Consider the following 12,476-nt stretch of genomic DNA (forward strand, 5'->3'; position numbering starts at 1 on the left):
CGCTTGAACTTAACATTGCATTATACGCATGAACTCGCCAAAAGTCCATTGTGAATCTAACGAATATGTAAGATAAAAGACTTGCTTTTTTTGCTAGGTTTATGTTTTAGCGTGTAGTCCAAATGTAAGCAATCTACGATTGTTAGACAATCCAAAACCCATTTGAGTCTAAATTGCCTTATGCTTAATTTATAGACAACAACGACCTTGGGTAAAAGCGAATGACTGAACAAGATAAATCAGCCACTGAACCACAAAACAGTGCAATCAAAGCAGTAAGTGAAGGCGCTGAAAAGCTTGAAAAAGTAACGCATGATGCCAAAGAGCAGGTGCTTGATGTGGTTGCAGAAACGCAAGAAAAACTTCAAGCCGAAGCAAAACAACTCAATGCCAGCGTGCAAGAGCAATTGGGTCAGTTAAAGCAAGATGTGTTGCAAAAAATTGAAGCTTTAAAAGCACAATTTGGCAGTTCACCTAAAGATTTGGGCGAATTAAAAGACTTTGTAAAAACTGAATTTAGCGCAATTATTGAAGATCTTTCTAAACTTGGTAAAGAGTTGAAAGAAGATGTCAGCAGCATTTCAGTGAAACACAAAGACCAATTGGCTGAAACGTTTAAGCGTTCTAAAGAGCACACACTAGAAGCGTGGAAAAAAGTAAATCCATCAAAAACTGAAACTAATGATGAAACTGATCAAGCATAATCCAGTTTAATCTGTTGCTGATTCAGCCATAAAAAAAAGTGAGGTCATGCGCCTCACTTTTTTATTTAAATTTCTTGCTCAAACCAAAAACTAGTTGTTTCAATCTAAACTACTATTAATCACAGTTAGAACTGATGTAGCCAATCGCGCTTATTGTGAAAATCGGCGGCAGGGCTGCTGTGTTGCATGGCATAAAACTGCTCGCCCTGACTGGTTTTTAATACAGCTGTGAGCCCAATAAACAAATCTGTCCATTTCAGTTTATGTTTCAGTATAAATTCGGTTAAATCCAAACTGACATTTAAACCGTAATGCGTACGTTTTAGCTGATTCAACTCAATATCATAAGCGGCCACAGGTGGCATTTGCTCAGGATAACGATATTCTTCAAAGGCATAGGCTTGCCAAGCTTGAGAAGGGGAGAGATTGATTTCACGATAAAAATCTTCGCCCTGAACGCCAATGAAAATTTCAAAGCAGGTCTGTTCCCACAAAAAGTCCTGACGCGGATGTGAAGCTACCAATGCAGGCCATTCGACCCACTGATTCGGATCACGCAGCCAATAACCTACATTTAAGCTAAACGGACTTTGTTGTTCAATTGCACCGACCAAAGAAATCGCTTGAAACTGACGATCAAAGGCGCTGAGTTCGTAACTTGCCATATAAGCTTAGTTAGACAAATGAGCGTGACGAACTAAATTTGACAACTTGGCATTTTGTTTTGCTGCTTTTTTATAAAGTAAAGCAATTTTACCAATTGTTTGTACCACTTCAGAACCTGTTGCTGCAGCAATTTCAGTAATTACAGCTGCACGTACTTCACGGTCTTCACCACCAATTTTAACTTTAATCAATTCGTGATCGTTTAAAGCACGGTTGGTTTCTTCAATTACATTTTCAGTCAAACCTTGACCGCCAACCATCACTACAGGGTTAAGTGCATGACCAATTTGACGTAAACGCTTGCGTTCCTGAATAGAGAGAGCCGCCATAAAGATAACCTAATTTTAAAAACGGCTTAGTATAACAAAAGCCAATTTGAAACGCTGTAAATTCTATGCAAATAATCCGCGATCTTGCAGCAGTACAAAAATATCAAAATTGAACATTTGCTTAGGTTTATCCATTAGTGATGAGTGTGGTTTTTTATGCCACAGTACAGAAATAAGCGATGGATTTAATAGAAAAAACTTGTCAGTTATTGGCATTTAGATACAGATGTCTACTGCAAGCTTGCTAATTTTCACGTACAATCGCAATTTAGATGGCTATTCGTTACTAAGAGAGTTATGGCAACACGCATTACCAACCAAAAGTTATCCAAAAGTAGTCGTGCGTGGATGAGAGAGCACCTAGATGATCCCTTTGTGAAAAGAGCGCAAAAAGAAGGGTATCGTGCACGTGCTGCATACAAACTACTTGAGATTCAAGAAAAATATAAACTGATCAAACCTGGCATGACGGTGGTGGACTTGGGAGCAGCACCAGGCAGTTGGTCGCAAATCGCAGGGAAACTTGTCGGCGACAAAGGTTTGGTGATCGCTTCCGATATTTTGGAAATGGACGCATTACCAGATGTGACCTTTTTACAAGGTGACTTCCGCGAAGAAGAAGTGTTCGAAAAATTGTTAAATATTTTAAACGGACGCACGGTAGACGTTGTAATTTCCGATATGGCCCCCAATACATCAGGTAATAAAGCTGTAGATCAACCGCGTCAAATTTACTTATGCGAGTTGGCGCTCGATTTTGCCAACCGTGTATTGGGACCCAATGGCCAGTTTGTGGTCAAAGTGTTCCAAGGTTCGGGGTTTGACGAATTTCGTAAACAGGTCGTGGACAGTTTTGATGTTCTAAAGACAGCAAAACCCGCTGCTTCACGGGCGCGTTCCAAAGAAGTATTCCTTATTGGACAAGGACGTAAAAAAGCGTCTAAATAAAGTTTACTTGCCAAGCCGTTAAAAATTGTGCATTTTGTACGTTTTTAATGAATTGTCTAGCTGATCTTCAGCTTTTTGAATGAAAGGTCACCCAGTAACGGGCATGATCAAATTAGATTGATATGGGAATAAAGCTTTGAGCGATCTCTTCAAGAATGCCGTATTGTGGCTGATTATACTTGGTGTGCTGATTCTAATTTTCAGCAACATCAATAACAGTGAAAAGCCAACTGCAATGAACTATTCAGAGTTCGTTACAGCGGTGAATGCTGGTCAAATTAAGCAAGTCACAATTGATGGCGAAAGAATTAGTGGCGAAAAAGTCAACGGCTCGTCCTTTGAAAGCATTCGTCCAGCAGTTCAAGATCCTGAACTGATGCCGAATCTGATTAAAAACAACGTTGTTGTTGAAGGTACTGCACCTCAACGTCAAGGTTTGTTAATGCAACTATTGATCGCAAGTTTCCCTGTACTTTTAATCATTTTGTTATTCATGTTCTTTATGCGCAACATGGGTGGCGGTGCAGGTGGTAAAAACGGCCCGATGAGCTTTGGTAAATCTAAAGCCAAAATGTTGTCTGAAGACCAAATTAAAGTCACATTTGCCGATGTAGCAGGTTGTGACGAAGCAAAACAAGAAGTGGTTGAAATTGTAGATTTCTTAAAAGACCCTGCTAAATTCAAGCGTTTAGGTGCAACTATTCCTAAAGGTGTGTTGATGGTAGGTCCACCGGGTACAGGTAAAACCTTATTGGCCAAAGCCATTGCAGGCGAAGCCAAAGTTCCATTCTTCAGCATTTCTGGTTCTGACTTCGTTGAAATGTTCGTGGGTGTAGGTGCTTCTCGTGTTCGTGATATGTTTGAGCAAGCTAAACGCCATGCACCATGTATCATCTTTATTGATGAGATTGATGCGGTAGGTCGTCACCGTGGTTCAGGTACAGGTGGTGGTCACGATGAACGTGAGCAAACACTTAACCAAATGCTTGTTGAAATGGATGGTTTTGAAGGCAATGAAGGCATTATTGTTATCGCTGCGACAAACCGTGCCGATGTACTGGATAAAGCTTTATTGCGTCCAGGTCGTTTTGACCGTCAAGTAATGGTTGGCTTGCCAGACATTAAAGGTCGTGAGCAAATTCTGAATGTTCACTTGAAAAAACTGCCTTCAGTTACAGGTGTAGATGTCAAAGTCTTGGCACGTGGTACACCAGGCTTCTCTGGTGCGCAATTGGCGAACCTTGTGAATGAAGCTGCATTGTTTGCTGCCCGTCGTAATAAAAATACGGTGGATATGCACGACTTTGAAGATGCTAAAGATAAGTTGTATATGGGCCCTGAACGTAAGTCGATGGTGCTGCGTGAAGAAGAACGTCGTGCAACGGCTTATCATGAAGCAGGTCATGCGATTGTTGCTGAAATGCTGCCGGGTACAGACCCTGTGCATAAAGTAACGATTATGCCGCGTGGCTGGGCATTGGGTGTGACATGGCAATTGCCTGAACATGACCAAACTAGCCATTATAAAGACAAAATGCTGAACGACTTGTCTATCTTGTTTGGTGGTCGTATTGCAGAAGAAGTCTTTATTAATCAAATGTCGACAGGTGCATCGAATGACTTTGAGCGTGCGACTAAATTAGCACGTGCGATGGTGACCAAATACGGTATGTCTGACAAGTTAGGCGTAATGGTCTATGAAGATGATACACAACAATCATTCATGGGTAGTTTAGGTAGCCGTACCATTTCTGAAGCCACCCAGCAACAAGTGGATGCTGAAGTTCGTCGTATTATTGATGAGCAATATAAAGTTGCCCGCGATATTTTGGAAAATAACCAAGACATTGCCCACGCAATGGTAAAAGCATTGTTGGAATGGGAAACCATTGATCGTGACCAAATCCGTGACATTATGGAAGGTCGTGAGCCACAGCCACCGAAGGTGTATATTGCAGACAATCCTGTGATTGATGTAACACCAACCGATGGTCCAAGCACACCGCCACCATTACCAGCGAGCTAATCAGCTCACATGATGTTAAAAAAGAGTCTTTGTATAAAGGCTCTTTTTTTATTCGTGTGGTTTATGTGCAGTTGTGACCGGAATATTAGGGTCTGTTGACGCTCATCGAAAAGAATTCCACATCTTTAAAATTAGCCTTGTTAAAATAAGCTTTTCAAATTGAAAGGAAGACCAGCATGCAGCTAATGCCATTACCCAAACGTGTATTGCAATGTGGACGTTTGCGTTTAGATTTATCTCAGCCGCATGTGATGGGAATTCTAAATGTGACACCAGACTCGTTTAGTGATGGTGGGCGACATAATGAAAAAGATGCTGCTGTGGCGCGTGCTTTGGAAATGATAGCCGAAGGTGCAACCGTGATTGATATTGGCGGAGAGTCAACACGTCCGGGAGCTAGTCCTGTGAGTGTAGAAGAAGAAATTCGTCGTGTGGTTCCTGTGGTAGAAGCCTTATCTGCTTATGATGTGGTACTTTCGATTGATACGTCACAGCCTGAAGTGATTCGTGCTGCCGTAGCTGCGGGGGCGCATATCTGGAATGATGTACGTGCGCTGACCCGCCCCAATGCGTTGCACACAGCTGCTGAGTTAAATATCCCCGTGATTATTATGCACATGCGTGGTGAACCGACCACCATGAACAATTTAGATCAATATGATGATGTCACTGCAGATGTGATTGCAGAATTGCAGCAACGTGTCGCTGATGCTTTGGCGGTAGGGGTTAAGCCTGAAAATATCATGATTGATCCGGGTTTTGGTTTTGCGAAAAATGCACAGCAGAACTTGAAATTGTTAAATGAGTTGCATCAACTCAATGGTATGGGGTATCCAATGTTATCGGCATTGTCTCGTAAACGCTTTATTGGTGAAGCTTTAGGCGGAGCAGAGCCAACACAGCGTGCAGTCGGTTCAGTAGCGGCTCATTTACTCAGTATTCAGCAAGGTGCATGTATTGTGCGTGCGCATGATGTTAAGGCTATGTCTGATGCCATTAAAGTCTGGCAAGCAATGCAGTTGGCAAATTAATTGCAGTTTATAGATTTAGGGTGAAGCTAGAATTAAAGCCGTGCTTATGCTATATAGGCACGCTTGAATCTCTGTATTTTTGAGTGCCTGTATGTTTGCAGATTTACTTCTCCCGATGTTTGATGATGAGTTTTATCCTGATATTTTAGTTGCTGAGTTAAAACAACTGATTCAACAGTTTGCAAAACACGTGTCTAAATCCAATTTATCTGAAACGGATATTTATCATTTTGCAGATCAGACCGTGCAAGCCATTAATAAAATGAAACCACAATTTGAAGATCTGGATTCAGATTTGGACGATACCGCAGCAGATTATATTGCTGAGGCGATGATGATGGTGTTGCAAGATCAAGGCTATTTCGAGATTGAAACGGAAGAGTTGATTGCAACGAGAGAGTGGTGATAGACACTCTCTTTCAGCTTTCACTTATAGATGATTTAACAAATCATCCAAAACATCATTCAAATGGCAACTTTGCTGTGTATGTAGTTCTGCAATTTCCCGAACATTTAGCGTGTATTGACCATTGTGTTCACTTGGCTGTGCAATTAAATTGACCCAAAACTTTGTATTTTGTTGCAGCAAAGTTTTGAGTTGCTTTTCTTCTTCAGGATTTTGGAAATTTAATAAATATAAATTGTTGCCTAAGCTGCAACGACGTAATTGTAATTCTTGATTTTTATATTGCAATGTTCCTGCAAAAACATCATAAAATTCTGCATCAGTTTCAATTGGGTTTACGGATTCGGTTGCTGACTCAAGGCTGGGATTTTGTGCATGGCTTGCAAAACTGAGCAAGCAGCATAAACAGATCACCCATTTGAAAGAGAGGATAAAGCGTTGTAGAGACATTTCAAATCATCGGCACATAAGTGTTATCGTTTTCAATATTATTTTTTAGGCATAAAAAAACCAGCTTAATGCTGGAGTTCTTTATTTGCACCATTTGAATGATTTGATTCATTAAAATGGTGCCCGAGGCCAGACTCGAACTGGCACGCTTTGAGGGCGGGGGATTTTAAATCCCCTGTGTCTACCGATTTCACCACTCGGGCATGTGCGCAATAATAGAGGACGAAATAAATCTTGGCAAGTAAATTTATTTACAATTGCTTTCTTTTCAATCAATTCAACTTATTAGCTTGAAAAAAGTTCGGTTTGCAGCATATTTCTGCTGTTTGTCATCAATATTTCATGAATTTGAGATCAAAGCGAAATCATAAATTTCTATGTTGAGCGTTCAAGAAAAATAAAAGGAATATTCATGAACATTCGCTTAACTCGCCGCGAGCTGATTCAAAAAAGTTTGGCTGGTTTTGGGGCATTGTCATTGCCAGTCGCATTAACTGCATGTGGCGATGACAATGAAAATACAGTAGAAAATGCTTTAAAAGTGCAGTTTTTGCATGGTGTCGCCAGTGGTGATCCGCTGCATGACCGTATCATTTTATGGACACGTGTAACGCCAAGTGACATGGCAGCATGCATTGAAGTGGTTTGGGAAATTGCCAGCGATGAGGCGTTTAAGCAATTGGTAAATACTGGCAAAGTACAAACCAGCGCAGCGCAAGATTTTACTGTTAAAGTGGACGCAGATCGTTTACAGGCAGGGACTAAATATTATTACCGTTTCCGCTTTGGTAATACGGTTTCTGCTATAGGACAGACCAAAACCTTGCCACAACGCAGCGATCAAGTGAAATTTGCGGTCTGTTCTTGCTCGAACTATCCCGCAGGTTATTTTCATGTGTATAAAGAAATGGCACAGGAAAACAATCTGGATGTGATTATTCACTTGGGTGATTATATTTATGAATATGGACAAGGTGGCTACGCGACTGACGATGCAAAACAGTTAGGACGTACCTTTGCTGCAGACAATGATAAAGAAATTATCAAGTTAGATGATTATCGTAAACGTTATGCTTTATATCGTACCGATGCTGATTTGCAGACTGCTCACCAACGCCATCCATTTATTGTCATTTGGGATGACCATGAACTCAGTAATGATACTTGGGAAGCGGGTGCAGATAATCATCAAGAAGGTGAAGGCAGCTTTATAGAACGTAAAATTGCGGCATTACAGGCTTATTTCGAGTGGATGCCAATTCGTCCAGTTGCAGAAAATGATCATTTGAATATTTATCGCCAGTTTGATTTTGGTGGTTTGGTGAATCTGATGATGCTGGATACGCGTATTTTGGCGCGTCATAAGCAATTAGATTATGCTAACTATATGACGGCAGAAGGTATTGATGCTGCTAAATTTCAGGCAGATTTATTTAGTGATCAACGCACATTGATGGGTGGAGTTCAACGAGAATGGTTGCAAAAGCAGTTGGGGCAGTCTAGGGCTACTTGGAATGTTTTGGCTCAACAAGTGTTGATGGCGAAAATACTGATTCCACAAGAACTGTTATTGCCTTTAGCGAAAATCACCAATGGTGATCAGCAACCTGAAACACTTGCACAAATGAAGCAGAAAATTACAGAATTGGTCACGCTGAAATTGCGTTTAAAAGCGAATGATCCAACTTTGACAGCAGTAGATAAGGCACGTTTGTATGCGGTTGCACCTTATAACCTCGATGCTTGGGATGGTTATGCCTACGAGCGAGAAGTTGTGTATGGGACATTGCAGCAACTTGGGAAAAAAACAGTGGTGTTGGCAGGTGATACTCACAATGCTTGGGCTGCAACCTTGCATACACATGAAACAAATCATGAGGTTGGGTTGGAATTCGCGACCAGCTCGGTATCATCGCCCGGAATTGAGTATTACTTAAATGTGCCTGCAGACGAAATGGCAGCGTTGGAATATGCCTTTCAAGAACTGATTGATGAACTGGATTATTGCAACTTAAATCAACGTGGTTATTTAACGGTGACTTTTGATCGTGCGCAAGTGGTTGCAGATTGGAAGTTTATAGATACGGTTAAGGCACGTGAATACAAACTCGATGATACGCGTGGTCATCAACAGAAGTATGGTGTAGACTTAAAACCAATCATTGATGTCGCTAAAACTGCTTAAAATCAGTCTGATACTTACAGAAAACCGAGCCTAAGTTGCTCGGTTTTTTGATAATCTTTCTGATGTTTGGCGTGATGTTTTAATCGAGTTTATCTTGAATATAACTATCTAAATCTATGTACTTAATCCTTTTACATAAATTGTGTTCAGCCTGCATCAGTTGTTGATGTAACTGAATTGCATGTTGATATTGCTGATTCAATTGGGCAAAACGAGGGCTATTTTTATTGGAAAAATACATCCGATATTGAATTTTAGCAGCTTGACGATATGACCAATACGCAGCACGGCGAAATTGCGTTAAGCAATATTTTTGTTCAAGGCTTATGTGGTCACGGAACATATTCTCTTTATAGAAACGTACAAAACCAAAACTGATGCAGAAAAAGAATAAAATCCCTTGCAGAATTGCACTCTGAAAATAGGCGAAATTTACCGCTTGTAGCAGAATCAATACTGCTATTTTTATGGTGGCATGTTGCTGTAGTTGATACCACGATGCCGAACTGTGTTTAATTTGATACAACACATAAGGTAGAAGCAGCATAAAACCTAACATGATGGCTAAAATCGCCAATGCCTTGGCTTGAAAGGCATCGTACTGCGGTGCAAAGTTTTGAATCCCGTGCGCCAGACTGATTGAAATAGGAATAAAAATCAGGCAGGCCAAGACCCATGGAATCATTTCTTTCCAATCATCCAGCATGCCTTTGCTTTGAATAAAACCATAAAACAAAATATTTCTTTTAAATGCAGCAGGGTATTGTTTTTGCAATTGCTGCAAATCAAGAAGCGCTTGTTTAGGGTTCATAGAGGCATCATTGAATATTGAATAAAGAGGGGAAAACCTAAAATTTAGGCATAAAAAAACCAGCTTAATGCTGGGTTCTTTATTTGCACCATTTTAATCTATTTTAAAATGGTGCCCGAGGCCAGACTCGAACTGGCACGCTTTGAGGGCGGGGGATTTTAAATCCCCTGTGTCTACCGATTTCACCACTCGGGCATAGTTTTACAAGATTGGAGGCGGAGGTCGGAATCGAACCGGCGTCCACGGAGTTGCAGTCCGCTGCATGACCACTCTGCCACCCCGCCGCGTCTTGTGATGCGTATATTAGCAAGCTCTGAAAAAAAAACAATACTATTAAATGAGCAGATGCACATTAATTCGACATATAGAATAAAATAGTCTAAATAATCATGTATTATTTGCAAAATTGATTCATATCAACATTTGGAGATGTGCCGTGGCATTAATTTTAGACGGTCGTGCATTGGCAAAACAAATTGAAGCTGATCTGTTAACACGTGTAGAAGCGTTAAAAGCAAAATCAGGTCGTACCCCAATTCTAGCGACTATTTTGGTCGGTGATGACGGTGCATCTGCAACTTATGTACGCATGAAGGGCAATGCTTGCCGTCGTGTGGGCATGGATTCTTTAAAAGTAGAATTGCCAACAGAAACCACCACAGAACAATTATTGGCAGAAATTGAAAAATTGAATGCCAATCCTGATGTGCATGGTATTTTGTTGCAACACCCAGTTCCTGCGCAAATTGATGAGCGTGCTTGTTTTGATGCGATTTCACTTGCAAAAGACGTAGATGGTGTGACCTGTTTAGGTTATGGTCGTATGGCAATGGGCGAAGCTGCATATGGTTCTGCAACACCTGCAGGCATTATGACCATTCTTAAAGAAAAAAACATTGAAATTGCAGGCAAACATGCCGTTGTTGTGGGGCGTTCGGCAATTTTAGGTAAACCAATGGCTGCGATGCTTCTTGAAGCCAATGCAACAGTAACCATTTGCCATTCACGTACCCAAGATCTTGCAAGTTTTGTGAAACAAGCGGACATTATTGTTGGTGCGGTTGGTAAAGCTGAATTGATTCAAAAAGACTGGATCAAACCAGGCGCTGTGGTTGTTGATGCAGGCTTCCATCCACGTGATGGCGGTGGTGTTGGTGATATCCAATTGCAAGGCATTGAAGAGATTGCTTCTGCATATACGCCTGTACCAGGTGGCGTTGGCCCAATGACCATTACAACTTTGATTCGTCAAACGGTTGAAGCGGCTGAGAAAGCGTTAGGTTGATGAAGACCTCTCCCTAACCCTCTCTTGCGCTTCAATTTAAAAGCAGTGCTTTAAATTTTGCTCAGGAGAGGGGAAATTCATTGTGAAAATAATGGATGCTCCTTCTCTTGCGCCGTATACGGCTCAGGGAGAAGGCTGGGATGAGGGCTTAAAAATTCTCTCCCTAACTCTCCTAAAAAAGAGTGGGGAATTCATTGTAAAAATAATGAATGCTCCCTCTCCTTTAAAAAAGCAGAGGGAACTTTTTAAATTAGAACGAATAAAAATCCAATGAGCTGTACCTTTCAATTTCCTAAAGCCCCTGAACATCTTTTAGATGCTTTACATGATGTAATTCCAAATTGTGAATTACTGGCACAGCAATTGCCTGAAACGCCTATTTCACTTTGGCTTATTCCACCAGTATTTCCTACCGACAAGCTAGATGATGAAGTGATTCGTCGTATTTGGAATGATACGCCGTACTGGATTTTCTGTTGGGCTTCAGGACTTGCAATGGCGCAATGGTTATTGGCAGAACCGCAGCAAGTAAAAAATAAAGTCGTTTTAGACTTTGGTGCAGGTTCGGGCGTGGTGGCGATTGCTGCAAAAATGGCAGGTGCCAAACGGGTAATTTGTTGTGATATTGACCCCATTAGCCTTGCAGCCTGTCGAGCCAATGCTGAATTGAATGATGTGGTGCTTGAATATTTAGATGATCTATACAAAGCAGAACAAGTGGATGTATTGTTGGCTGCCGATGTACTTTATGATCAATGCAATCGCTTTTTTTTAGATGAGTTCTTAAAGTTCGCCCCAGAAGTTTGGGTGGCAGACAGCCGAGTGAAAAACTTTAGTCATCCACAATATATAAAAATAGATGAACGCAGCGCGACCACATGGCCAGATTTGGATGAAGCCAAAGAGTTCCGTAATGTGAGTTTTTATAAGACGCGATAACTCATCACGTCTTATAGGAAGCCAGTTTTGTGGCGCGAATTAATTGCAGCTATAACGCACAATGCGCAGTGTGCTTGGGCGAGCATCTAAGGCCTGACGTGTAGCATAGTTTTCACTGCTATGTAGCTCAGGTGTGTTCGATAAGCCAATAGAGGTGCGGCTTTGCCCAAGTTGGCGACCATACGGGTCTTGTTGGTTGGCTGCAGGATTCACCACTTCATTAATACTTAAAATCCGCAATTGATAAGTTTTATGCGCACCAAGTTCTTTTTGGCAGGCACGCTGTAATTTACTTTCATCGCGCTGTTGGTTTTGACGTCCTGCAAGCGTATAAGCCAATACGGCAGTGCGATCAGTTTTGCTTTCGACTTTATAGCCAACAAAACTATTCTCGTTTTGCTCTGGCAAACTTTGACAAGCGGATAAACCTAACCCAAGTCCCGTCATAGCCAAAATAATCATTGTATTCTTCATGGTTTTATTCATGATCATGTCCCATGTTTTTGATGTCATTTCATTCTTGTTTTAAGTATGCCATAGCTGAGAGGACAAAGCATGGCTTTGTTGGCGGTGTAGCAGGCTGTCTATATTTGAGCTGATAAGCGTGTGCTTGTGATGTCATGTTTTTACCTTGAATCTTCGTATTATTTAGTATTTACACATCAGGTGGGATTGTTGAAGAGCGGATTTCGGTGC

Annotated in this window: 13 protein-coding genes and 3 tRNA genes; 8 read left to right on the plus strand and 8 right to left on the minus strand. The window is 41.2% G+C overall.

The window, feature by feature from the left end:
• Positions 1–221 precede the first annotated feature (221 nt).
• Positions 222–704, plus strand: a complete 483-nt coding sequence (locus FTU92_RS07040; RefSeq protein WP_004972162.1) for a hypothetical protein — start codon at positions 222–224, stop codon at positions 702–704.
• A 125-nt stretch (positions 705–829) separates the two neighbouring features.
• Here the strand turns inward: FTU92_RS07040 and FTU92_RS07045 are convergent, their stop codons facing one another.
• Both FTU92_RS07045 and yhbY read right to left on the minus strand, forming a co-directional pair.
• On the minus strand, positions 830–1,369 hold the full coding sequence (locus tag FTU92_RS07045) for a DOMON-like domain-containing protein (protein WP_131260669.1): 540 nt from the start codon (positions 1,367–1,369) through the stop codon (positions 830–832).
• A gap of 6 nt (positions 1,370–1,375) precedes the next feature.
• Positions 1,376–1,699: a ribosome assembly RNA-binding protein YhbY gene (yhbY, locus tag FTU92_RS07050; RefSeq protein WP_004972158.1), complete on the minus strand. Its 324-nt coding sequence runs from the start codon at positions 1,697–1,699 to the stop codon at positions 1,376–1,378.
• Between the two features lie 297 nt (positions 1,700–1,996).
• On the opposite strand from yhbY, the gene rlmE reads away from it, so the two are divergent.
• The 4 genes from rlmE (at position 1,997) to FTU92_RS07070 (ending at position 6,110) form a co-directional block, all read left to right on the plus strand.
• Positions 1,997–2,647, plus strand: a complete 651-nt coding sequence (gene rlmE / locus FTU92_RS07055) for a 23S rRNA (uridine(2552)-2'-O)-methyltransferase RlmE (protein WP_004972157.1) — start codon at positions 1,997–1,999, stop codon at positions 2,645–2,647.
• Between the two features lie 136 nt (positions 2,648–2,783).
• The gene (ftsH, locus tag FTU92_RS07060) at positions 2,784–4,673 is read left to right on the plus strand and encodes an ATP-dependent zinc metalloprotease FtsH (RefSeq protein ID WP_004972155.1); all 1,890 of its coding nucleotides are present in this window, start codon (positions 2,784–2,786) and stop codon (positions 4,671–4,673) included.
• A 176-nt stretch (positions 4,674–4,849) separates the two neighbouring features.
• Positions 4,850–5,704, plus strand: coding sequence for a dihydropteroate synthase (gene folP, locus FTU92_RS07065; RefSeq protein ID WP_218944540.1), 855 nt, complete (start codon positions 4,850–4,852; stop codon positions 5,702–5,704).
• 91 nt (positions 5,705–5,795) lie between these two features.
• On the plus strand, positions 5,796–6,110 hold the full coding sequence (locus tag FTU92_RS07070; protein ID WP_096900998.1) for a DUF5713 family protein: 315 nt from the start codon (positions 5,796–5,798) through the stop codon (positions 6,108–6,110).
• A 24-nt stretch (positions 6,111–6,134) separates the two neighbouring features.
• Here the strand turns inward: FTU92_RS07070 and FTU92_RS07075 are convergent, their stop codons facing one another.
• The gene (locus tag FTU92_RS07075; protein WP_180095976.1) at positions 6,135–6,560 is read right to left on the minus strand and encodes a hypothetical protein; all 426 of its coding nucleotides are present in this window, start codon (positions 6,558–6,560) and stop codon (positions 6,135–6,137) included.
• Positions 6,561–6,677: 117 nt separating this feature from the next.
• Positions 6,678–6,763, minus strand: a tRNA-Leu gene (locus FTU92_RS07080).
• A gap of 209 nt (positions 6,764–6,972) precedes the next feature.
• On the opposite strand from FTU92_RS07080, the gene FTU92_RS07085 reads away from it, so the two are divergent.
• Complete coding sequence (locus FTU92_RS07085; RefSeq protein WP_180095978.1) at positions 6,973–8,745, plus strand: alkaline phosphatase; 1,773 nt, start codon at positions 6,973–6,975, stop codon at positions 8,743–8,745.
• 79 nt (positions 8,746–8,824) lie between these two features.
• On the opposite strand, the gene FTU92_RS07090 is transcribed toward FTU92_RS07085, so the two are convergent.
• The 3 genes from FTU92_RS07090 to FTU92_RS07100 all read right to left on the minus strand — a co-directional run bounded on the left by FTU92_RS07090 (position 8,825) and on the right by FTU92_RS07100 (position 9,840).
• Positions 8,825–9,556 (minus strand): hypothetical protein, encoded by a 732-nt coding sequence (locus tag FTU92_RS07090; protein WP_180095980.1) that lies wholly within the window; start codon positions 9,554–9,556, stop codon positions 8,825–8,827.
• A gap of 109 nt (positions 9,557–9,665) precedes the next feature.
• A tRNA-Leu gene (locus FTU92_RS07095) sits at positions 9,666–9,751 on the minus strand.
• 15 nt (positions 9,752–9,766) lie between these two features.
• Positions 9,767–9,840 (minus strand) — tRNA-Cys (locus tag FTU92_RS07100).
• Between the two features lie 152 nt (positions 9,841–9,992).
• Here FTU92_RS07100 and folD point away from each other — a divergent pair.
• Complete coding sequence (folD, locus tag FTU92_RS07105; protein ID WP_004972142.1) at positions 9,993–10,841, plus strand: bifunctional methylenetetrahydrofolate dehydrogenase/methenyltetrahydrofolate cyclohydrolase FolD; 849 nt, start codon at positions 9,993–9,995, stop codon at positions 10,839–10,841.
• Between the two features lie 270 nt (positions 10,842–11,111).
• Positions 11,112–11,780, plus strand: coding sequence for a methyltransferase (locus FTU92_RS07110; RefSeq protein ID WP_004972140.1), 669 nt, complete (start codon positions 11,112–11,114; stop codon positions 11,778–11,780).
• A gap of 39 nt (positions 11,781–11,819) precedes the next feature.
• Here the strand turns inward: FTU92_RS07110 and FTU92_RS07115 are convergent, their stop codons facing one another.
• A complete protein-coding gene (locus tag FTU92_RS07115; RefSeq protein WP_026438295.1) occupies positions 11,820–12,254 on the minus strand; it encodes a hypothetical protein in 435 nt (144 codons plus the stop codon).
• Between the last annotated feature and the right edge of the window lie 222 nt (positions 12,255–12,476).

The organism is Acinetobacter sp. YH12205 (genome assembly GCF_013418125.1).
GTDB classification, from domain to species: domain Bacteria; phylum Pseudomonadota; class Gammaproteobacteria; order Pseudomonadales; family Moraxellaceae; genus Acinetobacter; species Acinetobacter towneri.

What these genes read in the sequence shown, in the direction of transcription:
- FTU92_RS07085 (WP_180095978.1), top strand. Translation starts at nt 6,973, where the DNA reads ATGAACATTCGCTTAACTCGCCGCGAGCTGATTCAAAAAAGTTTGGCT.
- FTU92_RS07110 (WP_004972140.1), top strand. Translation starts at nt 11,112, where the DNA reads ATGAGCTGTACCTTTCAATTTCCTAAAGCCCCTGAACATCTTTTAGAT.
- FTU92_RS07090 (WP_180095980.1), bottom strand. Translation starts at nt 9,556, where the DNA reads ATGAACCCTAAACAAGCGCTTCTTGATTTGCAGCAATTGCAAAAACAA.
- rlmE (WP_004972157.1), top strand. Translation starts at nt 1,997, where the DNA reads ATGGCAACACGCATTACCAACCAAAAGTTATCCAAAAGTAGTCGTGCG.
- folP (WP_218944540.1), top strand. Translation starts at nt 4,850, where the DNA reads ATGCAGCTAATGCCATTACCCAAACGTGTATTGCAATGTGGACGTTTG.
- FTU92_RS07045 (WP_131260669.1), bottom strand. Translation starts at nt 1,369, where the DNA reads ATGGCAAGTTACGAACTCAGCGCCTTTGATCGTCAGTTTCAAGCGATT.
- yhbY (WP_004972158.1), bottom strand. Translation starts at nt 1,699, where the DNA reads ATGGCGGCTCTCTCTATTCAGGAACGCAAGCGTTTACGTCAAATTGGT.
- FTU92_RS07115 (WP_026438295.1), bottom strand. Translation starts at nt 12,254, where the DNA reads ATGAAGAATACAATGATTATTTTGGCTATGACGGGACTTGGGTTAGGT.
- FTU92_RS07070 (WP_096900998.1), top strand. Translation starts at nt 5,796, where the DNA reads ATGTTTGCAGATTTACTTCTCCCGATGTTTGATGATGAGTTTTATCCT.
- FTU92_RS07075 (WP_180095976.1), bottom strand. Translation starts at nt 6,560, where the DNA reads ATGTCTCTACAACGCTTTATCCTCTCTTTCAAATGGGTGATCTGTTTA.
- FTU92_RS07040 (WP_004972162.1), top strand. Translation starts at nt 222, where the DNA reads ATGACTGAACAAGATAAATCAGCCACTGAACCACAAAACAGTGCAATC.